This is a genomic window from Kitasatospora sp. NPDC093679, assembly GCF_040683455.1.
Taxonomy (GTDB): Bacteria; Actinomycetota; Actinomycetes; order Streptomycetales; family Streptomycetaceae; genus Kitasatospora; species Kitasatospora arboriphila.
Genome location: NZ_JBFBDW010000012.1, coordinates 136,242 through 157,528, shown reverse-complemented (window position 1 = coordinate 157,528; position 21,287 = coordinate 136,242). Strand labels below are relative to the sequence as shown.

At 73.6% G+C, this 21,287-nt stretch carries 20 protein-coding genes; 16 read left to right on the top strand and 4 right to left on the bottom strand.

Going from position 1 to position 21,287, the window contains the following annotated elements:
* Positions 1-102: 102 nt before the first annotated feature.
* The gene (locus tag AB0O09_RS13545) at positions 103-606 is read left to right on the top strand and encodes an N-acetyltransferase (protein WP_363541759.1); all 504 of its coding nucleotides are present in this window, start codon (positions 103-105) and stop codon (positions 604-606) included.
* Here the strand turns inward: AB0O09_RS13545 and AB0O09_RS13540 are convergent.
* Positions 579-1,553, bottom strand: a complete 975-nt coding sequence (locus tag AB0O09_RS13540) for a LysR family transcriptional regulator (RefSeq protein WP_363541758.1) — start codon at positions 1,551-1,553, stop codon at positions 579-581. The genes AB0O09_RS13545 and AB0O09_RS13540 overlap by 28 nt on opposite strands.
* A gap of 184 nt (positions 1,554-1,737) precedes the next feature.
* Here AB0O09_RS13540 and ppk2 point away from each other — a divergent pair, with 184 nt between their 5' ends.
* Complete coding sequence (gene ppk2, locus AB0O09_RS13535; protein WP_363541757.1) at positions 1,738-2,541, top strand: polyphosphate kinase 2; 804 nt, start codon at positions 1,738-1,740, stop codon at positions 2,539-2,541.
* 10 nt (positions 2,542-2,551) lie between these two features.
* Here the strand turns inward: ppk2 and AB0O09_RS13530 are convergent, their stop codons facing one another.
* Positions 2,552-3,052 carry a VOC family protein gene (locus AB0O09_RS13530; RefSeq protein WP_363541756.1) on the bottom strand — a complete coding sequence of 167 codons (501 nt, stop codon included), beginning with the start codon at positions 3,050-3,052 and terminating at the stop codon, positions 2,552-2,554.
* A 103-nt stretch (positions 3,053-3,155) separates the two neighbouring features.
* Between AB0O09_RS13530 and AB0O09_RS13525 the strand changes: the two genes are divergently transcribed.
* Positions 3,156-4,505, top strand: a complete 1,350-nt coding sequence (locus AB0O09_RS13525) for a replication-associated recombination protein A (protein ID WP_363541755.1) — start codon at positions 3,156-3,158, stop codon at positions 4,503-4,505.
* A 387-nt stretch (positions 4,506-4,892) separates the two neighbouring features.
* Positions 4,893-5,507, top strand: coding sequence for a 30S ribosomal protein S4 (gene rpsD, locus AB0O09_RS13520; protein ID WP_263102434.1), 615 nt, complete (start codon positions 4,893-4,895; stop codon positions 5,505-5,507).
* Positions 5,508-5,625: 118 nt separating this feature from the next.
* On the opposite strand, the gene AB0O09_RS13515 is transcribed toward rpsD, so the two are convergent.
* A complete protein-coding gene (locus tag AB0O09_RS13515; RefSeq protein ID WP_363541753.1) occupies positions 5,626-7,806 on the bottom strand; it encodes a regulator in 2,181 nt (726 codons plus the stop codon).
* Between the two features lie 215 nt (positions 7,807-8,021).
* Here AB0O09_RS13515 and AB0O09_RS13510 point away from each other — a divergent pair, with 215 nt between their 5' ends.
* From AB0O09_RS13510 to mltG (AB0O09_RS13485), 6 genes are all read left to right on the top strand, one after another.
* Positions 8,022-8,501 carry a DUF948 domain-containing protein gene (locus AB0O09_RS13510; protein WP_363541752.1) on the top strand — a complete coding sequence of 160 codons (480 nt, stop codon included), beginning with the start codon at positions 8,022-8,024 and terminating at the stop codon, positions 8,499-8,501.
* 4 nt (positions 8,502-8,505) lie between these two features.
* Entirely contained in the window at positions 8,506-8,931 is a 426-nt protein-coding gene (locus AB0O09_RS13505; RefSeq protein ID WP_363541751.1) for a DUF6167 family protein, read from the top strand.
* Positions 8,918-11,587 (top strand): alanine--tRNA ligase, encoded by a 2,670-nt coding sequence (alaS, locus tag AB0O09_RS13500; protein ID WP_363541750.1) that lies wholly within the window; start codon positions 8,918-8,920, stop codon positions 11,585-11,587. The genes AB0O09_RS13505 and alaS overlap by 14 nt, the downstream gene beginning before the upstream one ends.
* Positions 11,587-12,072, top strand: coding sequence for a Holliday junction resolvase RuvX (gene ruvX, locus AB0O09_RS13495; protein WP_263102429.1), 486 nt, complete (start codon positions 11,587-11,589; stop codon positions 12,070-12,072). Before alaS ends, ruvX begins: the two co-directional genes overlap by 1 nt.
* Positions 12,073-12,191: 119 nt before the next feature.
* Entirely contained in the window at positions 12,192-13,385 is a 1,194-nt protein-coding gene (gene mltG, locus AB0O09_RS13490) for an endolytic transglycosylase MltG (protein ID WP_363541749.1), read from the top strand.
* Positions 13,386-13,489: 104 nt separating this feature from the next.
* A complete protein-coding gene (gene mltG, locus AB0O09_RS13485) occupies positions 13,490-15,397 on the top strand; it encodes an endolytic transglycosylase MltG (RefSeq protein WP_363541748.1) in 1,908 nt (635 codons plus the stop codon).
* A gap of 43 nt (positions 15,398-15,440) precedes the next feature.
* Here mltG (AB0O09_RS13485) and AB0O09_RS13480 read toward each other — a convergent pair whose 3' ends face one another.
* Complete coding sequence (locus tag AB0O09_RS13480) at positions 15,441-15,833, bottom strand: peptidoglycan-binding domain-containing protein (protein WP_363541747.1); 393 nt, start codon at positions 15,831-15,833, stop codon at positions 15,441-15,443.
* A gap of 135 nt (positions 15,834-15,968) precedes the next feature.
* On the opposite strand from AB0O09_RS13480, the gene AB0O09_RS13475 reads away from it, so the two are divergent.
* The 6 genes from AB0O09_RS13475 (at position 15,969) to AB0O09_RS13450 (ending at position 21,126) form a co-directional block, all read left to right on the top strand.
* Positions 15,969-16,799 (top strand): shikimate dehydrogenase, encoded by an 831-nt coding sequence (locus AB0O09_RS13475; protein WP_363541746.1) that lies wholly within the window; start codon positions 15,969-15,971, stop codon positions 16,797-16,799.
* Positions 16,800-17,006: 207 nt separating this feature from the next.
* Positions 17,007-18,191 carry a chorismate synthase gene (gene aroC / locus AB0O09_RS13470; protein WP_363541745.1) on the top strand — a complete coding sequence of 395 codons (1,185 nt, stop codon included), beginning with the start codon at positions 17,007-17,009 and terminating at the stop codon, positions 18,189-18,191.
* Positions 18,188-18,709: a shikimate kinase gene (locus tag AB0O09_RS13465; RefSeq protein WP_344624202.1), complete on the top strand. Its 522-nt coding sequence runs from the start codon at positions 18,188-18,190 to the stop codon at positions 18,707-18,709. Before aroC ends, AB0O09_RS13465 begins: the two co-directional genes overlap by 4 nt.
* Complete coding sequence (gene aroB / locus AB0O09_RS13460; protein WP_363541744.1) at positions 18,706-19,794, top strand: 3-dehydroquinate synthase; 1,089 nt, start codon at positions 18,706-18,708, stop codon at positions 19,792-19,794. The genes AB0O09_RS13465 and aroB overlap by 4 nt, the downstream gene beginning before the upstream one ends.
* Positions 19,791-20,234, top strand: a complete 444-nt coding sequence (gene aroQ, locus AB0O09_RS13455; RefSeq protein ID WP_363541743.1) for a type II 3-dehydroquinate dehydratase — start codon at positions 19,791-19,793, stop codon at positions 20,232-20,234. Before aroB ends, aroQ begins: the two co-directional genes overlap by 4 nt.
* A 76-nt stretch (positions 20,235-20,310) precedes the next feature.
* Entirely contained in the window at positions 20,311-21,126 is an 816-nt protein-coding gene (locus tag AB0O09_RS13450) for an AAA family ATPase (protein WP_363541742.1), read from the top strand.
* The last annotated feature ends 161 nt before the right edge of the window (positions 21,127-21,287 follow it).

Sequence of the window (21,287 nt, the reverse complement as noted above, 5' to 3'; positions counted from 1 at the left end):
CGGGCCTCACCGTGGTCGGCACCCCTGACCGGGCCCCGGGGGGTGATAGCCCCCCCCCGGGGCCGGTCCACAACGGCGTGCGACGACAGAGGAGTGCACCACATGGCCGTCCGTACCAGAGTCGAGCTCCCGTCGGATGCTCCCGCCACCCGGCGGGTGCACATGGCGGCGTTTCCGGGCCCCGACGAGGCCGACCTCGTCGACGCGCTGCGCCGCGACCCGGCCTGGCTGCCCGACCTCTCGGTGGTCGCCGTCGAGGACGAACTCGTCCTGGCCCACGCCCTGCTGACACGCCTTCAGGTCGGCGACGGATGGGCCGTCGCACTCGCCCCGGTCGCCGTCGCCCCCGAGTGGCAGCGCAAGGGCATCGGCGCACAGGTCGTGCGCGCCGCGCTGACCGCCGCCGAGGAGGCCGGCGAGCGCCTGGTCGTCGTCCTCGGCGACCCCGGCTACTACTCCCGCTTCGGATTCATCCCGGCCTCCCGCCACGAGGTCACCGGGCCCTACGACGTCCAGGACGACTGCTTCCTCGTCCTGCCGCTGCCCGGCTACGACGGCTCGCCGCGGGGCCTGTGCCGCTACCCCGCCCCGTTCGACGCCGTCTGATCCACCGCGCCCGTGGGCGGCCGCACCCGGCCGCCCACCGCCACCGTCTCCCGGCAGCTGCGCACGAAGGCCTCCGCGGCCGGCGTCGGCGGCCGGCCCGCCGGCCAGTAGAGACCGGCCCGGCTCGGCCCGAGCCCGCGCACCGGCCGGAACACCACGTCGGGTCGGCCCGCCAGGGCGCCGAGCGAGGCCGGGGCGAAACCGATGCCCTGCCCGCAGGCCACCGCCGCCAGCCACTCGTCCGGGCTGTGCACCACCGCGCCGACCCGCACCGGCCGTCCGCCGCGGGCGTCCGCGCCCACCCAGTGGTCCCGCCAGAAGCCCGCCACCGCCGGCACCGAGACGACGGCCTCGTCCAGCAGGTCCGCCATCGCTAGCTCGCCGCGGCCGGCCAGCCGGTGCCCGGCCGGCAGCACCACCCAGCGCTCGTCCAGGCCGAGCGGCGCACAGCCGTACCGGCCGTCCGCGGTCGCCCCGCCCTCCCCGCCCTCCTCGGGCGGGGCGTGCCACAGTGCCAGGTCGATCTCGCCGGCGTCCAGGGCCACCCCGGAGTCGAAGCCGTTGAACTGCCGCAGCCGCACCTGCCAGCCGGGCATCCGCCGGGCGAAGGCCTCCACCGTGGCCAGCCCCACCAGGTGGATGGTGCCGCTCTCGAATCCCACCCGGAGCACCGCCGGGCGGCCGGCCGCCGCCCGGGCGGCGGCCAGCGCGTCCGCCCAGCCGGCCAGCAGCGCGGGCACCCGCGCGGCCAGTTCGTGCGCCGCCGGCGTCGGTGCCATCCCGGCGCGCGACCGCTCGAACAGCCGGACCTCCAGCTGCCCCTCCAGCAGCCGGATCCGCTTGGTCAGGGTCGGCTGGGCCACGCCGAGCCGGGACGCCGCGGCGGTGAGCTGTCCCTCGTCGAACACCGCCGCGAACGCCCGCAGCAACCGGGTGTCGATGTCCATGCCCACAGGGTATGGATCACGGAATTGGACCGGGAGGGCGGGGCTGGTGCAGAGTCGGCCGCTCACGGGGGGAGCGGTACCGGCAGTGCAGGGGGCTGCCGGTGCCGTCCGCCGTGCCGCTCCCGGCACGGAGCGGTGATCCGCCGTAGCGTGGGTGCCCACCGCGCGGACGGAGGGCACACCTGTGGGGAAGACCGATCGGCTCGCGAAGAAGCCGTACGAGCGCGAGCTGCTGCGTCTCCAGCACGAACTGGTCCGCCTGCAGGAATGGGTCCGCAGCGAGGGCGTGCGGCTGGTCGTCGTCTTCGAGGGCCGGGACGCCGCCGGCAAGGGCGGTGCGATCAGGCGCGTCACCGAGTACCTCAATCCGCGCATCGCCCGGATCGCCGCGCTGCCCGCCCCGACCGAGCGCCAACGGGGTCAGTGGTACTTCCAGCGCTACGTCGAGCAGCTGCCGGCCGCCGGCGAGATGGTCCTGTTCGACCGCAGCTGGTACAACCGGGCCGGCGTCGAGCGCGTCATGGGCTTCTGCACCGAGGAGGAGTACTGGCTCTTCCTGCACCAGACCCCGCTCTTCGAGCAGATGCTGATCGAGGCCGGCATCCTGCTGCGCAAGTACTGGTTCTCGGTCAGCGACACCGAGCAGGAGAAGCGCTTCCGGTCCCGGCTCTCGGACCCGATGCGCCGCTGGAAGCTCTCCCCGATGGACATCCAGTCCATCACCCGCTGGGAGGAGTACTCCCGGGCCAAGGACGTGATGTTCGCCCACACCGACATCCCGGAGTCGCCCTGGTACGTGGTGGAGGGGGACGACAAGCGGCGGTCCAGGATCAACATGATCGCCCACCTGCTCTCCACCGTCCCGTACCTGGCGATCGAGCCGCCCGCGGTCGAGCTGCCGCCCCGCCCCGCCCCGACGGGCTACCAGCGGCCGCCGCGCGACCTGCAGACCTACGTCCCGGACCACGCGGCGAAGCTGGCGGACTGACCGGGCCGGCTCAGCTCGCCGAGCCGGCCGCCGCACCCGTCGCCAGGTCCGGACCCCACCGGTCCAGTGCGGCCTGCAGGTCGAGCGGGCCCGGCCGGGCGTCCGACTCGGCGGCCGGCCAGTCCTCGCGCGGGACCCGCCACATCACCTCGAACTCGTTGCCGTCCGGGTCCTTGGCGTAGAAGGACTTGGACACCAGGTGGTCGGTCGAGCCGACCAGCGCCTTCCGCTCGGCGAGTCTCGCCCCGATCTCCGCCAGCTCGCCGAGCGTGCCGACCTCCCAGGCCAGGTGGTAGAGGCCGACCCGGCCCTGCTCCGGACCGGGCGCGTCCGCGCCGATCGCGAACAGCCCGAGGTCGTGGTCGTTCAGCGTGTCCGGCGCCGACAGGAACGCCGCCCGGCCGGGGATCAGGTGGCCGACCGAGAACCCGAAGACCTGGGTGTAGAAGGCGACCGAACGGTCGACCTCGCGGATCCACAGCACGGCGTGGTTCAGACGGCGGACGGGCATGGCGCACTCCTTCGGCGACGGGGGGAGCCCCCAGCGTACGCCCTCAGGTTCAAATTCGAACTACCCGGCCGGGCCGTCGGTCCGCTCGCATACCCTTGCGCCCGTGGACGAACCGGACCTCTTCACCGCAGCCGCCGAGGAACGCCAGGCCAAGGAACCCGGCCGGGCCCCGCTCGCCGTACGGATGCGCCCGCGCACCCTCGACGAGGTCGCCGGCCAGAGCCGGCTGCTCAAGGACGGCTCCCCGCTGCGCCGCCTGGTCGCCGGCTCCCGCGGCCCCGCCGCCACCAGCTCGGTCATCCTCTGGGGCCCGCCCGGCACCGGCAAGACCACCCTCGCCCACGTGATCAGCCAGGCCGTCGAGGGCCGCTTCGTCGAACTCTCCGCCATCACCGCCGGCGTCAAGGAGGTCCGCGCGGTCATCGACGGCGCCCGCCGCGCCGTCGGCATGACCGGCCGCGAGACCGTCCTCTTCCTCGACGAGATCCACCGCTTCTCCAAGGCCCAGCAGGACTCCCTGCTGCCCGCCGTCGAGAACCGCTGGGTCACCCTGATCGCCGCCACCACCGAGAACCCCTACTTCTCGGTGATCTCCCCGCTGCTCTCCCGCTCGCTGCTGCTCACCCTGGAGGCGCTCACCGATGACGACGTGCGCACCCTGCTGCGCCGCGCGGTCGCCGACGAACGCGGGCTGCAGGGCGCCGTCGAACTCTCCGCGGAGGCCGAGGACCACCTCGTCCGGCTCGCCGGCGGCGACGCCCGCCGGGCGCTCACCACCCTGGAGGCCGCCGCCGGCGCCGCGCTGGAGCAGGGCGCGGCGGAGATCACCCTGGCCGCCACCGAGACCGCCGTCGACCAGGCCGCCGTTCGCTACGACAAGGACGGCGACCAGCACTACGACGTGGCCAGCGCCCTCATCAAGTCGATCCGCGGCAGCGACGTGGACGCCACCCTGCACTACCTGGCCCGGATGATCGAGGCGGGGGAGGACCCGCGGTTCATCGCCCGACGGCTGATGATCTCCGCCAGCGAGGACGTCGGCCTGGCCGACCCGACCGCGCTCGCCACCGCCGTCGCCGCGGCCCAGGCGGTCGCCATGATCGGCTTCCCGGAGGCCAGGATCATCCTCGCCGAGGCCGCCATCGCCCTGGCGCTGGCCCCCAAGTCCAACGCCGCCTACCTGGCCATCGACGCCGCCCTCGCCGACGTCCGACAGGGCCTGGCCGGGCCCGTCCCGCCGCACCTGCGGGACGCCCACTACGGCGGCGCCGGCACGCTCGGCCACGGCAAGGGCTACCAGTACCCGCACGACCTCCCCGAGGGCATCGCCCCCCAGCAGTACGCGCCGGACGCGGTGCACGGCCGGGAGTACTACCGGCCCACCCGGCGCGGCGGCGAGGCCCGCTACGCCGAGACCGTCGAATGGACCAGGTCCCGGCTCAAGGGCGAGTGACCCGGGCGAGCGGCCCGGCCCGGGTCGGGCGGTCCGGGCGGGGCGGTCCCGGGTGGTGATCGGTGACGCCGACCGGACGGTATACTCGGGCGGAGTGCCATGTCCCGGGCACGGCGGCGGGTGAGAACCGGCCGACCGTCCGCACCAGCGGGGCACCGGCCACGAGGCCCCTCCTCCGGGAGGACCTCCAGGAGCGTCGCGCACCGGTTCCGGTGTCGCGGGCAGCCCACCACCCCCGCGGTCGGTGGGCCACTCGTGTGCAAGCACGCACGTGCCCGGCTCGGAGAGCGGCTGACCACCCCGGTGGTTTTTCTCCGGGTCGCGAGAAGCGGCCTCCGTCAACACCTGGTGAAGCCGTATTCGCACACCGAAAGAGGTATTGGTTCCATGGCGAACCAGAAGCGCCCCAAGGTCAAGATCGCTCGTGCCCTGGGCGTCCCGCTGACCCCGAAGTCCGTCAAGTACTTCGAGGCCCGCCCGTACCCGCCCGGCCAGCACGGCCGCGGCCGCAAGCAGAACTCTGACTACAAGGTCCGTCTGACCGAGAAGCAGCGTCTGCGCGCGCAGTACGACCTGAGCGAGAAGCAGATGGCGCGCGCCTTCGAGTCGGCCAAGAAGGTCGAGGGCAAGACCGGTGAGGCGCTCGTCGCCCTGCTGGAGACCCGCCTCGACGCCCTGGTCCTGCGTTCGGGCATCGCCCGCACCATCTACCAGGCCCGCCAGATGGTCGTGCACGGCCACATCGAGGTCAACGGCAGCAAGGTCAACAAGCCGTCGTTCCAGATGAAGCCGGGCTACGTCGTCACGGTCAAGGACAAGTCCAAGGAGAAGGTCCCCTTCCAGGTGGCTCGCGAGGGCGGCAACGCCGGCGAGGGCCAGACCCCGAAGTACCTCGAGGTCAACCTGAAGGCCCTGGCCTTCCGCCTGGACCGCGCGCCGCAGCGCCGCGAGGTCCCGGTCGTCTGCGACGAGCAGCTGGTCGTCGAGTACTACTCGCGCTGACCCGCGAGCGGTACCACTGCAGCACCGAGCCCCCGCAGCCGTACGGCTGCGGGGGCTCACCCCTGTCCGGACCAGGGCACTGCAGAAAAGGGCCCCGCATCCCTGGCTCGCCCCGGGACTAGTGGGCCGGCACGGGGGAGGGTTCGGCCGGGCGCGGGTCCGGGGGGCGGCCGTCCGTGTCGAACGGCGGTTCCGGCAGCCCGCCGTTGCCCAGCGCCCGCCGCACCGCCGCATCCAGGTCCAGCGCCGCACCCCGCGCGAACGCCTCCTCGAAATCCTCCTCGGTCAGCCCCGACCTGGCCCGCTCCTCGCCCTCCCGGTGCGGTCCGTTGAAGCTCCGGGACCCGAAGAACGGCGTCCCCACGCCCTGCCACATCCGGTGCGCCGCGCCCTGCAGCACCCGCGCCTCGACCAGGTCCGCCTCCGGCCCCTCGGTCTCCAGCACCGCCAGCAGCTCCACCCCCAGCACGATCCCCAGCAGGTCCCGGAAGCGGTGGTTGAGCCGCACGCACTCGCGCGCGTACGCCCGGGCCCGCCGCAGCTCGCCGGTCGTCCAGCTGGCGTGCGCGTAGGCGTACAGCCCGTAGGCGTAGGCCCACTGCTCGCCGTGCTCCTCGCAGATCTCCCGGACCCGCTCGATCCATGCCGTGCCCGTCTCGGCGTCGCCCTGGAACAGCCGCGCCAGCCCCAGCTCGAACATCGCCATCAGGACGTTGCTGTTCAGCTCGCCCAGCGCGTTGTAGTGCCAGAGCGCCTCCTCGAACAGCTCGGCCGCCCGCACCGGGTCGTCCCCGATCAGCGCCGCGCAGCCCTGCCGGTGCACCGCGTACGCCAGCGCCCGGTCGTCCCCGGTCTCCAGCGCCTGCCGCCGGCACTCCTCCAGCGCCGGCGCGGCCCGCACCAGGTCGCCCTGCAGCGTCGCCATGTACCCCGTCACCCAGAGCGCCTTCGCCCGTGCCCCGGTCGGCTCCGGTGCCAGCGCCAGCGCCCGGTCCAGCCAGTGCCGGCCCTCGCCCAGGTGGCCCGAGCCGACCCAGTAGAACCAGAGCGTCCCGGCCAGCACCAGCGCCTGCTGCTCCTCGCCCGGTTCGGCCAGGCAGAACTCCAGCGCGGCCCGCAGGTTGGGGTGCGCCAGCCGGGTCCGCTCGGCCGTCTCGGCCTGCCGCGGACCGAACCACTCCACCTCGCCCCAGGTCGCGACCCCCAGGTACCAGTCCCGGTGCCGGCGCAGCAGCCGTTGCTCCCCGCCGGTCGCGGCCAGCCACTGCGCACCGTACTCGCGCAGCGTGTCGAGCATCCGGAAGCGCACCGCGTCGCCGCCGTCCAGCCGCAGCAGGACGGACTTGTCCACCAGGTCGCCGAGCAGGTCCGGCATGGCGTCCGGGTCGATGCCGTCGCCCGCGCAGACGTACTCGGCCGCCTCCAGGTCGAAGCCGCCGGCGAACACCGAGAGCCGTGCCCAGAGCAAACGTTCCTGCGCGGTGCACAGTTCGTGGCTCCAGCCGATCGTGGTGCGCAGCGTCTGGTGCCGCGGCGGAGCGGTGCGGGCGCCGCCGGTCAGCAGCCGGAACCGGTCGTCCAGCCGGATCGCGATCTGCTCCACGGAGAGCGAGCGCAGCCGACCCGCCGCCAGCTCCACGGCCAGCGGGATGCCGTCCAGCCGGCGGCAGAGCAGCGCCACCTCGTCGGCGTTCTCCGCGGTCAGCGCGAACCCGGGCACCACCGCCGCCGCCCGTTCCGCGAACAGCCGCACCGCGTCCGGCCGTCGGCCGTCCCGCGCCTCCACCGGCAGCGGCGCCAGCGGCAGCAGGTGCTCGCCGTCCACCCGCAGCGACTGCCGGCTGGTGGCCAGCACCCGCAGGCCGGGCGCGCCGCGCAGCAGCACGTCCGCCAGCTCGGCGCAGGCCTCGACCAGGTGCTCGCAGCCGTCCAGCACCAGCAGCATCCGGCGGTCGGCGAGCTGCTCGACCAGCACGTCGAGCGGCGGGCGCGCGGTGGAGTCGGTGAGCTCCAGCGCCTCCATCACCGCGTGGCCGAGCAGCAGCGGGTCCTGCACCTGCCCGATCTCGGCGAGCCGGACCCCGTCCCGCAGGTCCTGACCGGCCGGGGCCGCCGCCCGCAGGGCCAGCCGGGTCTTGCCGACCCCGCCCGGGCCGGTCACCGTGACCAGCCGTGACGTGTCCAGCAGGCGGGCCAGGGCCGCGAGTTCGGAACGGCGGCCGACGAAGCCGGTGAGGTCGGCGGGCAGTCGGCCGCGTGCCGTCCGCCGCCGCCCGTCCGCCGCGGGTTCGCTCGACACCGGAGCCCCCATGTCGTCGGTGGGATGGATGCGAGGGCCGGCCGGCCGGCCGCCCGTTCCGATCAACGAGGTGACCGCCGGGTGGGTCACGCCCGCCACCGCGGTCGCCGCCGTGCCCGCGACGCGGCCCCGCCGCCCTTATCCGGTCGGGAAACCGCCCGTGGTCACGATAGGGTTCCCTTCGGAGGAAGCTGCAAGGCGAGGGAGCGCACAAGGTGTCCGTGGGAGAACTGGCCGGCCTGTTGGTGGCCGTGTTCTGGGCGGTCCTCGTGACGTTGCTCGCCGTGGTCCTCGTCCGGCTCTCCAAGGTGCTCAAGGAGGCCACGGTGCTGGTCTCCGCCGTCACCGAGCAGGCCGTGCCGCTGCTGGTCGACGCGGGCACCGCCGTCCGCAGCGCCAACGAGCAGCTGGAGCGGGTCGACGAGATCACCGCCAACGTGCAGGACGCCGCCGCCAACGCCAACGCCCTCTCCTCGACCGTCGCCGCCACCATCGGCGGCCCGCTGGTCAAGGTCGCCGCCTTCAGCTACGGCGTCCGCAAGGCCGTCGCCCGCCAGCAGGGCGCGGCGTCCCTCCCCGAGCAGGCCGCCGACCGCGACGCGCTCGCCCGGCTGGTCCGGGCCGAGGTCCGCGCGGCCACCGCGCCGCGCAGCGGCGGGCTGATCGCCCGCGTCCGGCGAGCGGTGAGGGGCTGACACGGTGGTTCGACGCATCTTCTGGATGGCGGTCGGCGCCGGCGCCGCCGTCTGGGCCATGGGCAAGGCCAACGAGGCCGTGCACCGGCTCACCCCGGACAGCATCTCCGGCACCGCCGCCCGCGGCGCCCTCCGCCTCGGCGACGCCGCCAAGCGCTTCGCCCAGGACGTCCAGGCCGGGATGGCCGAGCGCGAGCTGGAGCTCCGCGCCGACCTCGGCCTCGACGGCACCGCCGTGGTCGAGCCGCCGCGCCGCCGCGCCCTGCGCCCCGAGCCCGGGCACCGAGCTATCTCGGCGGCCCCGGGCTCCCCGGCGGCCGCCCTTCCCCCGAAGCGCAGCACCACCCCCCGCAGCATTGCCGAACCCCGCCAGCGCCGAGCGCTGCCGGGCAGCAACCCAACCGGAAGGACCACTGATGGAGTCGGCTGAGATCCGCCGCCGCTGGCTGCGCTTCTTCGAGGAGCGCGGCCACACCGTCGTACCGTCGGCGTCGCTCGTCGCCGACGACCCCACCCTGCTGCTGGTCAACGCCGGCATGGTGCCCTTCAAGCCGTACTTCCTCGGCGAGGTCAAGCCGCAGTTCTCCCGCGCCACCTCCGTCCAGAAGTGCGTGCGCACGCTGGACATCGAGGAGGTCGGCAAGACCACCCGGCACGGCTCGTTCTTCCAGATGTGCGGCAACTTCTCCTTCGGCGACTACTTCAAGGAAGGGGCCATCAAGTTCGCGTGGGAGCTGCTCACCACTCCCGTCGCGGACGGCGGCTACGGCCTGGAGAAGGAGAAGCTCTGGATCACCGTCTACAAGGACGACGACGAGGCCGAGCAGATCTGGCGGGACGTCATCGGCGTCCCGTCCGAGCGCATCCAGCGCCTCGGCATGAAGGACAACTTCTGGTCGATGGGCGTCCCCGGCCCGTGCGGCCCGTGCTCGGAGATCAACTACGACCGCGGCCCCGCGTACGGCGAGGAGGGCGGCCCGGCCGTCAACGGCGAGCGCTACCTGGAGATCTGGAACCTGGTCTTCATGCAGTACGAGCGCGGCCACGGTGACGGCAAGGACGGCTTCGAGATCCTCGGCGACCTGCCGAGCAAGAACATCGATACCGGCCTCGGCCTGGAGCGCCTCGCCGCCATCCTGCAGGACGTCGACAACCTCTTCGAGATCGACACCAGCCGGATGATCCTCGACCGCGCCGCCGAGCTCACCGGCCACGCCTACGGCCGCGACCACAAGTCGGACGTCTCGCTGCGCGTGGTCACCGACCACTTCCGCACCGCCATCATGCTGATCGGCGACGGCGTCACCCCCGGCAACGAGGGCCGCGGCTACGTGCTGCGCCGCATCCTGCGCCGCGCGATCCGCAACATGCGCCTGCTGGGTGCCACCGAGCCGGTGGCCAAGGAGCTCACGGACATCACCATCAAGGCGATGGCCCCGCAGTACCCGGAGCTGGAGGCCGACCGCAAGCGCATCGAGACGGTCGTCACCTCCGAGGAGACGGCCTTCCTGCAGACGCTGAAGGCCGGCACCAGCCTGCTGGACGCCGCGGTCACCGAGACCAAGCAGTCCGGCGGCGCGGTGCTCTCCGGCGACCAGGCGTTCAAGCTGCACGACACCTACGGCTTCCCGATCGACCTCACCCTGGAGATGGCCGAGGAGCAGGGCCTCCAGGTGGACGAGGCCGGCTTCCGCCGCCTGATGCAGGAGCAGCGGGACCGCGCGAAGGCCGACGCCAAGGCCAAGAAGATGGGCCACGCCGACGTCGCCGCGTACCGCGAGGTCGCCGACAAGTCCGGCGCCTCCGTCTTCACCGGCTACACCGCCACCGAGGGCGAGGCCACCGTGGTCGGCCTGCTGGTGAACGGCGTTCCGGCGCCGGCCGCCACCGAGGGCGACGAGGTCGAGATCATCCTCGACCGCACCCCGTTCTACGCCGAGGGCGGCGGCCAGCTCGCCGACCACGGCCGGATCCGCCTGGACTCCGGTGCGGTCGTCGAGATCCGCGACGTCCAGCAGCCGGTGCCCGGTGTGACGGTGCACTCCGGCGGCGTGCTGTTCGGCGAGGTCGTGCTCGGCGCCTCCGCGTACGCCACGATCGACGTGGACCGCCGCCGCGCGGTCTCCCGCGCCCACTCGGCCACCCACCTCACCCACCAGGCGCTGCGCGACGCGCTCGGCCCGACGGCCGCCCAGGCCGGCTCCGAGAACGCGCCGGGCCGCTTCCGCTTCGACTTCGGTTCGCCGGCGGCCGTCCCCGGCTCGGTGCTGACCGACGTCGAGCAGAAGATCAACGAGGTGCTCGTCCGCGAACTCGACGTCACCGCCGAGGTCATGACGATGGACGAGGCCCGCAAGGCCGGCGCCATCGCGATGTTCGGCGAGAAGTACGGCGACTCGGTGCGCGTGGTGACCATCGGCGACTTCTCCAAGGAGCTGTGCGGTGGCACGCACGTCGGCAACACCGCCCAGCTGGGTCTGGTGAAGCTGCTCGGCGAGTCCTCGATCGGCTCCGGCGTGCGCCGGGTCGAGGCGCTGGTCGGCGTCGACGCGTACAAGTTCCTGGCGCGTGAGCACACCGTGGTCTCGCAGCTCACCGAGCTGGTCAAGGGCCGCCCGGAGGAGCTGCCGGAGAAGATCTCGGGCATGCTCGCCAAGCTGAAGGACGCCGAGAAGGAGATCGAGCGCTTCCGTGCGGAGAAGGTCCTCGCGGCCGCCGCCGGTCTCGCCGACTCCGCCGAGGACGTCCGCGGCGTGGCCCTGGTCTCCGCCCGGGTCGCCGACGGCGTGGGCGCGGACGAGCTGCGCAAGCTGGTGCTGGACGTCCGGGCCCGCCTGGGCTCGCGTCCGGCCGTGGTCGCCGCGTTCACCGTGGCGAACGACCGCCCGCTGACCGTGATCGCCACCAACGAGGACGCCCGCGCCCGCGGTGTGAAGGCCGGCGAGCTGGTCCGCACCGCGGCCAAGACGCTCGGCGGCGGCGGTGGCGGCAAGGACGACGTCGCCCAGGGCGGCGGCTCCAACCCGGCCGCGGTGGACGAGGCGATCGCCGCCGTCCGCGCCCTGGTCGCGGAGCGCGCCTCCTGATGACCGAGGAGCAGCCCGAGAAGGTCTTCCGGCGGGGCCGGCGGATCGCCGTCGACGTGGGTGACGCCCGGATCGGGGTCGCGTCCTGCGACCCCGACGGGCTGATCGCCACGCCGGTGGAGACCGTGCCCGCCGGGGGCCGCTCCCAGGCGCGGCTCAAGGAGATCGTCGAGGAGTACGACGCGATCGAGGTCGTGGTCGGCCTGCCCCGCTCGCTGAGCGGCAAGGAGGGGCCGGCCGCGGCCAAGGTCCGGGCGTACGCCGGGCGGCTGGCGGCGCTGCTGGCGCCGGTCGGTGTCCGGCTGGTGGACGAGCGGATGACCACCGTCACCGCCGCCCAGGGCCTGCGGGCCTCCGGCCGGTCCTCGAAGAAGGGCCGCTCGGTGATCGACCAGGCGGCGGCCGTGGTGATCCTGCAGGCGGCGCTGGAGGCCGAACGGGTGAGCGGCCGGGCGCCCGGCGAGAGCGTCGAGCCGACCGGCTGAGCAGTTCGTACTAACGTCCCACAAGGGGTCCGTGCGGAGGTGTCCGCACGGGCCCCTTCGTCGTTGTCGCCGTTGTTGGGAGCAGCCCGGTACCGCCGGCTGCCGACGGAGGGGCCGTCGTGACCGACCCGTTCACCGCACCCGGTCTGGGACCGGGCGTCACCCCCGGGCACCTGGGCGCCCCCGCCGAGGAGCCCGACGGGCGCCCGCCCGGGCAGCCGTACGCGGTCGAGCCGCCGGACCCGCGGAAGGTGCGCTCGGGGGCGGCCTGCTGTCTGAGCGTGCTGGCGCTGTTCGGGGTGGCCTGCGTGCTCGCGGTCGCGGTCTACCTGGTGTGGCCGAAGGCCGAGCCGCCGGCCGCGGACTTCGCGGGCGGCGGCAGCGGGACGGTGGAGGTCTCCGTGGCGCAGGGCGCCAGCCTCACCACGATCGGTCGGTCCCTGGTGAAGAGCGGGGTGGTGGCCAGCACCAAGGCGTTCACCGACGCGGCCGCCCGGCACCCGGCCGGCAACACGATCCAGCCCGGTACTTACACCCTGAAGCTGAAGATGTCGGTCGCCTCGGCGCTCGGGGTGCTGCTCGACCCGGCGAACGCCAACGCCCTCACCATCCCGGAGGGGCGCCGCGCCGAGCAGGTGTACTCCGCGATCGACGAGCGGCTGCACCTCGCCCCCGGCACCACCAAGGGCATCGCCCAGCAGCACGCGGGCGAACTAGGCCTGCCGGAGGCGGCCAAGGACAACCCCGAGGGCTACCTCTTCCCGTCGACGTACGCCGTGACCGGTGACACCACCGCGCTCGGACTGCTGCAGCAGATGGTCTCGGAGAACGGCAAGGCGCTGGAGTCCGGCGGCGTGGAGGACGCCGCCACCGCATTCGCACAGACCCCGTACGGGATCCTCACCGTGGCCAGCCTGGTCGAAGGCGAGGCCGACAACGCCGAGGACATGGCCAAGGTAGCCCGGGTGATCTACAACCGGCTGGCCAAGAACATGCCGTTGCAACTGGACTCGTCGATCAACTACGCCCTCGGCCGATCCACCCTGACCACCACGGACACCGACACCAAGCTGGACTCCCCCTTCAACACCTACCTGCACACGGGCCTGCCGCCGACCCCGATCTCCAACCCCGGCCGGGAGGCCCTGCGCGCCGCGGCGGACCCGGCCGAGGGCGACTGGCTGTACTTCGTCACCGTGCGTCCCGGCGACACCAGGTTCACCGACAGTTTCGAACAGCAGCAGAAGAACGTCGCCGAGTTCAACGCATATCAGGCGCAACGGAGTTCCCCACCCCCGGACGACGGTCACTGACGGTGCGCGTGCGGCGAATCGCCAATGCTGCGGTACGGTAACGTCTCCCTCCGGATGATGCCGTAGCACGCCGGTTCGACTCGGCGGTACGCATAAGGGGTTCGATGACTGACCTGGGCGGGGGCTACCGCCCCCAGGGAGAGCAGCCGTGGCACCCGGGCGATCCCGGCTACGGCATCCCGCAGCAGCCGCAGTCCGCCGACCAGACCGGCTCGTGGCAGGTGCAACCCGACGCGTTCGGGCAGCAGCAGTACGGGCAGCAGGGCTACCCGCAGCAGCAACAGCAGGGCTGGCAGCAGCAGCCCTCGTACGGGCAGCAGGGCTACCCGCAGCAGTCGCCGCAGCAGGGCCAGATGCCGCAGCAGCAGTACCAGCAGCAGGTCCCGCAGCAGCAGGGCGGCTACGGACAGCAGCAGTACCAGCAGCAGGCCGCCCAGCAGACCGGCTCCTGGCAGATTCCGCCGGGGCTCCAGCAGCAGGGGCAGATGCCGCAGCAGCAGGGCTACCCCCAGCAGGGCCCCCCGCAGCAGCAGATGCGCGGCGGGATGCAGCAGGGTCAGATGCCGCCCGGCCAGATGCCGCCCGGCCGGATGCCGCCCGGCCAGGGGCAGGGCCAGATGCCGCCGCAGGCGCGGGGCCCGCAGGGCTTCCCGCAGCAGGCCGGCCAGCAGCCGGGCCGCCCGCCGCAGCAGGGCTCGCCGGTGCCGCCGCCGCGCGGGGGCGGGGGGCGTCCGGCCGGTCCCGGTCCCGACGGCATCGACTGGGAGGCCGAGGCCGCGGCGCTCGACGGCCCCGCCGAGGCCGAGGCCGAGGAGTGGGAGGACGACCTCGACGAGTACGCCGAGGAGGACGACGCCGAGGGCGGCTCGTTCTTCGGCGCCGACGAGGACACCTCCCGCGACGCCGAGCGCAAGCGCAAGGAGAAGGGCAAGAAGGCCGGCCGCCGCAACCGCGGCGCCTGCCTGGTGGTGGCGCTGGTGCTGCTCGGCGGCATGGGCGGCGCCGGCTGGTGGGGCTACGGCTTCTACCAGGACCACTTCGGGCCGGCACCGGACTACACGGGTGCGGGCACCGGTTCGGTCACCGTCGAGGTCAAGCCCGGCGCCGGCGGCTCGGTCATCGCCGCGTCCCTGTTCAAGGTCGACGTGGTGAAGAGCGCGGACGCCTTCGTCGAGGCCTGCCAGAAGAACGCGAAGTGCGGCACCATCCAGCCGGGCTTCTACACCATGAGGCACCAGATGTCGGGTGCCGAAGCCGTGAAGTTCATGGTGGAGTCGGCGGGCGGCAACGTCCTCGACCTGCCGCAGGGCATGAAGGCCGTCGACGTCTACGCGATGGTCGACAAGAAGCTGAAGGTCCCGGCGGGCACCACCGCCAAGATCGCCAAGGACGAGGTCAACAACCTCGGCCTGCCCGCCTACGCGCAGGGCAACGTCGAGGGCTTCCTGTTCCCGACCCGCTACCCGCTCAGCGAGGGCATGAAGCCGGCCGACCTGCTCAAGCAGATGGTCGCCAACGCCAACCAGCAGTTCACGGACCTCGACCTGGAGGGCTCGGCGAAGAAGCTGGGGCTGAAGAGCGGCTACGAGGCCCTCATCGAGGCCAGCATCCTGCAGGCCGAGGGCAACAACAGCGAGGACTTCGGCAAGATGGCCCGGGCGATCAGCAACCGCCTGACCACCAACGTCACCCAGCACAAGCTCGGCCTGGACACCACGCTCCAGTACCAGCTGGGCCGCAAGGAGCTGACCAACAAGGAGATCCACGACGGCTCGCTGAAGTACAACACGTACGTCAATCCCGGCCTGCCGCCCGGGCCGATCTCCAACCCCGGCTCGGACGCGATCAGGGCCGTGCTCAACCCGCCACCGGGCGACTGGGTCTTCTGGCTGGCGATCTCCCCGCAGGAGACCAAGTTCGCAGCCACCGGCGCGGAGCACGCGAAGAACACCGAGGACTGGTGCATCTCCCGGGGCAAGACGTTCAACAAGGCGACGGTCACCTGCAACTGAGCCGTGGGCGCGGCCGGTCGGTGCGACCGGCCGCGCCGCGGTGTCAGTACTGCTGGCAGCCGCCGCCGGAGTGCCCGAGGAAGAGCATCGCGTTGCGGGTCTGCGGGCCGTAGACGCCGTCCGGGTAGACGCCCGCGGTGCTCTGCACCCGGCGCAGCGCGGACTTGGTGGCCGGGCCGAAGACGCCGTCGGCGGCGATGTTCTCGCCGTAGCAGTAGTGCATGGCGCTCTGCAGCACGTCGACGGCCTCGCCCTGGTTGCCCACCCCCAGGACGCAGTCCACCGAGCCGCCGGCGGTGCCGGGGACGAAGACCCCCATGTCGGCCACGGCGCGGGTGCAGGACGGCAGCGAGGCGGCGCCGGCCGGGGCGGTGCCCAGCCAGAGTCCGGACAGGGCCAGCGCGGTGGCGGCGGCGGTGCGTACGATGCGGGACATCCGGTGCTCCTACGGTAGGTCGAACGACTGTCCGGGCATCGTGCGCCTACGATCCGCCGGGCTTCCGCCGTTCCGGCGGAGGTGGCCGGAACACCGGGGAAACCTGTCCTGATCCACCGCCCCGAGGGGACTCACGTGACGACACAGCTGCGGGCCGCCGTACTCGGCTCGCCGATCGCCCATTCGCTGTCGCCGGTGCTGCACCGTGCCGGGTACACGGCGCTCGGGATGGCGGAGCGCCGGTACGACCGGTTCGAGGTGGACGAGGCGGGGCTGCCGGAGTTCATCGAAAGGATCGATCCCGCCGAGTGGGCCGGCCTGTCGCTCACCATGCCGCTCAAGCGGGCGGTCATCCCGCTGCTGGACGAGGTCTCGCCGGCCGCGCTGGCCGTCGACGCGGTGAACACCGTGGTCTTCGGGCCGGACGGCCGGCGCAGCGGCGACAACACCGACGTGCCGGGCCTGGTCAACGCGCTGCGCGAGCGCGGCGTCGAGCGGGTCGACTCGGCCGCCGTGCTGGGTGCCGGCGCCACCGCCTCCTCGGCGCTGGCCGCGCTGGCCGAGGTGTGCACCGGCGAGGTCGCCGTGCACGTCCGCAGCGCCGAGCGGGCGGAGCAGATGCGGCAGCTCGGCGACCGCCTCGGCCTGCGCGTTCGCACCGCCGCCTGGGAGGACGGCGCCGGGGCGCTGGCGCACCCGCTGACCATCTCCACCACCCCGGCCGGCGCCACCGACCCCTTCGCCGAGGCACTGCCGGCCGAGCCCGGGGTGCTCTTCGACGTGCTGTACCACCCGTGGCCGACCCGGCTCGCGGCGGCCTGCGCGGAGCGCGGCGGCACCGTGCTCGGCGGGCTGGACCTGCTGGTGCACCAGGCGGTGCTGCAGTTCGAGGCGTTCACCGGGGTGAAGCCGGGCCCGCTCGCGGCGATGCGCGCGGCCGGCGAGGCGGCGCTCGCGGCGGGCTGAGGACGTTACCCGGGCCCGGGCGCGGCAAACCTGCGGGTGTCCATCCGGGTGTCCGCCACGCGGACCACGCGCCTGCCCCGCCCCGCGGCATGAAAGGATCGGAGCAGTGTGCGGGCCCGGTGGCCTCCTGCCCGAGGCCGGGCCCGCCGGACGAAAGCCCCGGTCGGCCCGTGCCGCGCGGGCCGGGCCGCTGACGAAGGAGCTCCGTTGGGTAGGTTGCGCTGGCTGACGGCGGGGGAGTCGCACGGCCCCGCACTGGTCGCGACGCTGGAGGGCCTGCCGGCCGGTGTGCCGGTCACCACCGCGATGGTGGCCGACGCCCTGGCCCGCCGCCGGCTCGGCTACGGCCGCGGGGCCCGGATGAAGTTCGAGCAGGACGAGGTGACCTTCCTCGGCGGCGTCCGGCACGGCCTGACGATGGGCAGCCCGGTCGCCGTCATGGTGGGCAACACCGAGTGGCCGAAGTGGGAGCAGGTCATGTCGGCCGACCCGGTCGACCCGGAGATCCTGGCCGGCCTCGCCCGCAACGAGCCGCTGACCCGCCCGCGCCCCGGCCACGCCGACCTCGCCGGCATGCAGAAGTACTCCATCGAGGAGGCCCGCCCGATCCTGGAGCGCGCCTCCGCCCGCGAGACCGCGGCCCGGGTCGCGATCGGCACCGTCGCCCGCTCGTACCTCAAGGAGACCTGCGGCATCGAGCTGGTCTCGCACGTCGTCGAGCTCGGCGCCGCCCGGGCCCCGCTCGGCGTCTACCCGCTGCCCGCCGACGAGTCACGCCTCGACGAGGACCCGGTGCGCTGCCTGGACGCCGACGCCTCCGAGCGGATGGTCGCCGAGATCGACCAGGCCCACAAGGACGGCGACACCCTCGGCGGCGTCGTCGAGGTGCTCGCCTACGGCGTGCCCGTCGGCCTCGGCTCGCACGTGCACTGGGACCGCCGCCTGGACGCCCGCCTGGCCGCCGCGCTGATGGGCATCCAGGCCATCAAGGGCGTCGAGGTCGGCGACGGCTTCGAGCTGGCCCGGGTGCCCGGCTCCAAGGCGCACGACGAGATCGTCCCGACCGCCGCCGGCGTGCGCCGCACCTCCGGCCGCTCCGGCGGCACCGAGGGCGGCCTGACCACCGGCGAGCTGCTGCGGGTGCGCGCCGCGATGAAGCCGATCGCCACCGTGCCGCGCGCCCTGCAGACCCTGGACGTGCGCACCGGCGAGGTCGCCAAGGCCCACCACCAGCGCTCCGACGTCTGCGCGGTGCCCGCCGCCGGCATCGTCGCCGAGGCGATGGTCGCGCTGGTGCTGGCCGACGCGGTGGCCGAGAAGTTCGGCGGCGACAACGTCGCCGAGACCCGCCGCAACGTGCAGTCCTACCTCGACCACCTGATCGTCCGATGAGCGGGGACGCACCGGTCGTCGTGCTGGTCGGCCCGCCCGGGGCCGGCAAGTCCACGGTCGGCCGGCTGCTCGCCGAACGGCTCGGCGTCGGCTTCCGGGACACCGACGCCGACATCGAGGAGACGGCCGGCAAGCCGATCCCGGAGATCTTCATCGACGAGGGCGAGCCGCACTTCCGCGACCTGGAGGTGCGGGCCGTCCGCACCGCCGCCGAGACCCACCCCGGGGTGCTCGCGCTCGGCGGCGGCGCGGTGATGGCCGACGCCACCCGCGCCCTGCTGGCCGGCCTGCCGGTGGTGTACTTGGAGGTCGCGCTCGGCGACGCGGTCAAGCGGGTCGGCCTGGACGCGCCGCGCCCGCTGCTCGCGGTCAACCCGCGGGCCCGCTGGCGCGAGCTGATGGACGCCCGCCGCCCCCTCTACCTGGAGGTGGCCAAGGCCGTCGTCGACACCGAGGGGCTCACCCCGGAGCAGGTCGCGGACGCCGTAATGGAAGCACTGGAGCTGAAGCAGGCATGACCGACACCGTCACCATCCACGTCGGCGGCAGCGCCGGCCACGACCCGTACGACGTGCTGGTCGGCCACCAGCTGCTCGGCGAGCTCGCCCCGCTGATCGGCGGCAAGGCCAAGCGGGTCGCGGTGATCCACCCGGAGGCGCTCGCCGCCACCGGCGAGGCGGTCCGCGAGGACCTCGCCGCCGAGGGCTACGAGGCGATCGCCCTCCAGGTGCCCAACGCGGAGGACGCCAAGAGCGCGGAGGTCGCCGCGTACTGCTGGTCGGTGCTCGGCCAGACCGGCTTCACCCGCAGCGACGTGATCGTCGGCCTCGGCGGCGGCGCCACCACCGACCTGGCCGGCTTCGTCGCCGCCAGCTGGCTGCGCGGCGTGCGCTGGATCTCCATGCCGACCACCCTGCTCGGCATGGTCGACGCCGCCGTCGGCGGCAAGACCGGCATCAACATCGCCGAGGGCAAGAACATGGTCGGCGCCTTCCACCCGCCGGCCGGCGTGCTCGCCGACCTCGCCACCCTGGAGACGCTCTCCAAGCACGACTACGTCTCCGGCCTGGCCGAGGTGATCAAGGCCGGCTTCATCGCCGACCCGGTCATCCTCGACCTCGTCGAGGCCGACCCGGAGGCCGCCACCAGCCCGTCCGGGCCGCACACCCCGGAGCTGATCCGGCGGGCCATCCAGGTCAAGGCCGACGTGGTCTCCGGCGACCTCAAGGAGGCCGGCCGCCGCGAGATCCTCAACTACGGCCACACCCTCGGCCACGCCATCGAGCGCAACGAGCGCTACAAGTGGCGGCACGGCGCGGCCATCTCCATCGGCATGGTCTTCGCCGCCGAACTCGGCCGCCTCGCCGGCCGGCTCGACGACGAGACCGCGGACCGCCACCGCCGGGTGCTCGGCTCGGTCGGCCTGCCGCTCACCTACCGGGCGGACGCCTGGCCGCGGCTGCTCGACGCGATGAAGATCGACAAGAAGTCCCGCGGCGACCTGCTGCGCTTCGTCGTCCTGGACGGCCTGGCCAAGACCTCCATCCTGGAGGGGCCCGACCCGTCCCTGCTGGTCGCCGCCTACGCGGAGGTGTCCGGATGACCACCAGGGTCCTCGTCCTCAACGGCCCCAACCTCGGCCGGCTCGGCAGCCGCGAGCCCGACGTGTACGGCGCGACCTCCTACACCGGGCTGGTCGACCGCTGCACCGCACTCGGCGCCGAACTCGGCCTCGACGTCGAGGTCCGCGAGACCAACTCCGAGCTGCAGATGGTCGAGTGGCTGCACCAGGCCGCCGACGCCAAGACCCCGGTCGTGATCAACCCGGGCGCCTTCACGCACTACTCGTACGCGATGCGCGACGCCGCCGCCCAGCGCACCGCGCCGCTCATCGAGGTGCACATCTCCAACCCGTACGCGCGGGAGACCTTCCGGCACAACTCGGTGATCGCCTCGATCGCCTCCGGCACCATCGCCGGCTTCGGCCTCGGCTCCTACGAACTGGCGCTGCGCGCCATCGCGGAGGAGCTCACCACCCGCTGACGTGCGATCACGCGGCCCGGTGGCGGACTGTGCCCGCCACCGGGCCGACGTGTAGTGTCCCGGTCGGGAGGTGACGATGTCGCAGTACACCGGGGGAGGACCGATGCCTCCGCGACCCGTCGCGCCGCCGTACCCGGCCCGGCCGGGCGCCGCACCGGGGGTGGGCCGGCCGCCGTACCCGCAGCAGCCCGCCGCACAGCCGCAGCCCGGCGCAGCCGTGCCTCCCGCGGCGCCGCCCACGGCCGCCATGAGCGTGCCGCCCGGCGCCACCGGCCACTTCGTCCTGCCGACCGGTGCGCCCGTCCAACTGCCCGCGCACCCGCCGCAGCAGCAGCTGCCCACGGGCCCGATAGCCGTGCTGCTGATCGGCCCGGCCGGCGCCGGCAAGACCACCGTCGCCCGGCACTGGGCCGAACGGCAGCCGATGCCGACCGCGCACATCAGCCTGGACGACGTCCGCGAGTGGGTGCAGTCCGGCTTCGCCAACCCGCAGTCCGGCTGGAACAACGCCTCCGAGGCCCAGTACCGGCTGGCCCGCCGGACCTGCGGCTTCGCCTGCCGCAACTACCTCGCCAACGGCATCTCCTGCATCATCGACGACGCCGTCTTCCCGGACCGCCCGGCGATCGGCCTCGGCGGCTGGAAGCGCCACATCGGCCCCGGCATGATCCCCGTCGTCCTGCTGCCCGGCCTCGACTCGGTGCTCGCCCGCAACGCCCGCCGCAGCGGCAACCGCCGGCTCAGCGACGAGGAGGTCGCCCGCATCCACGGCCGGATGGCCGGCTGGCGCACCTCGGGCCTGCCGATCATCGACAACTCCCAGCTCGACGTCGCCTCCACCGCCGCCGCCCTCGACCGCGCCATCATGTCCCGCCTCACCGGCCGACCGTGACCGGCGGCGGTGCCCGGACGGTGCCCGACGCCGACGGCGTGGTCCGCTCCCGGCTGCGACCGGGTGGTCAGGGGCGCGGGGAACAGCGCACGGCGGACGTGGGCCACCGTGGGTGCCCTCGTGGGACGGCCTCTGCCCCGGGCGGGCGGTCGGTCGGGGAT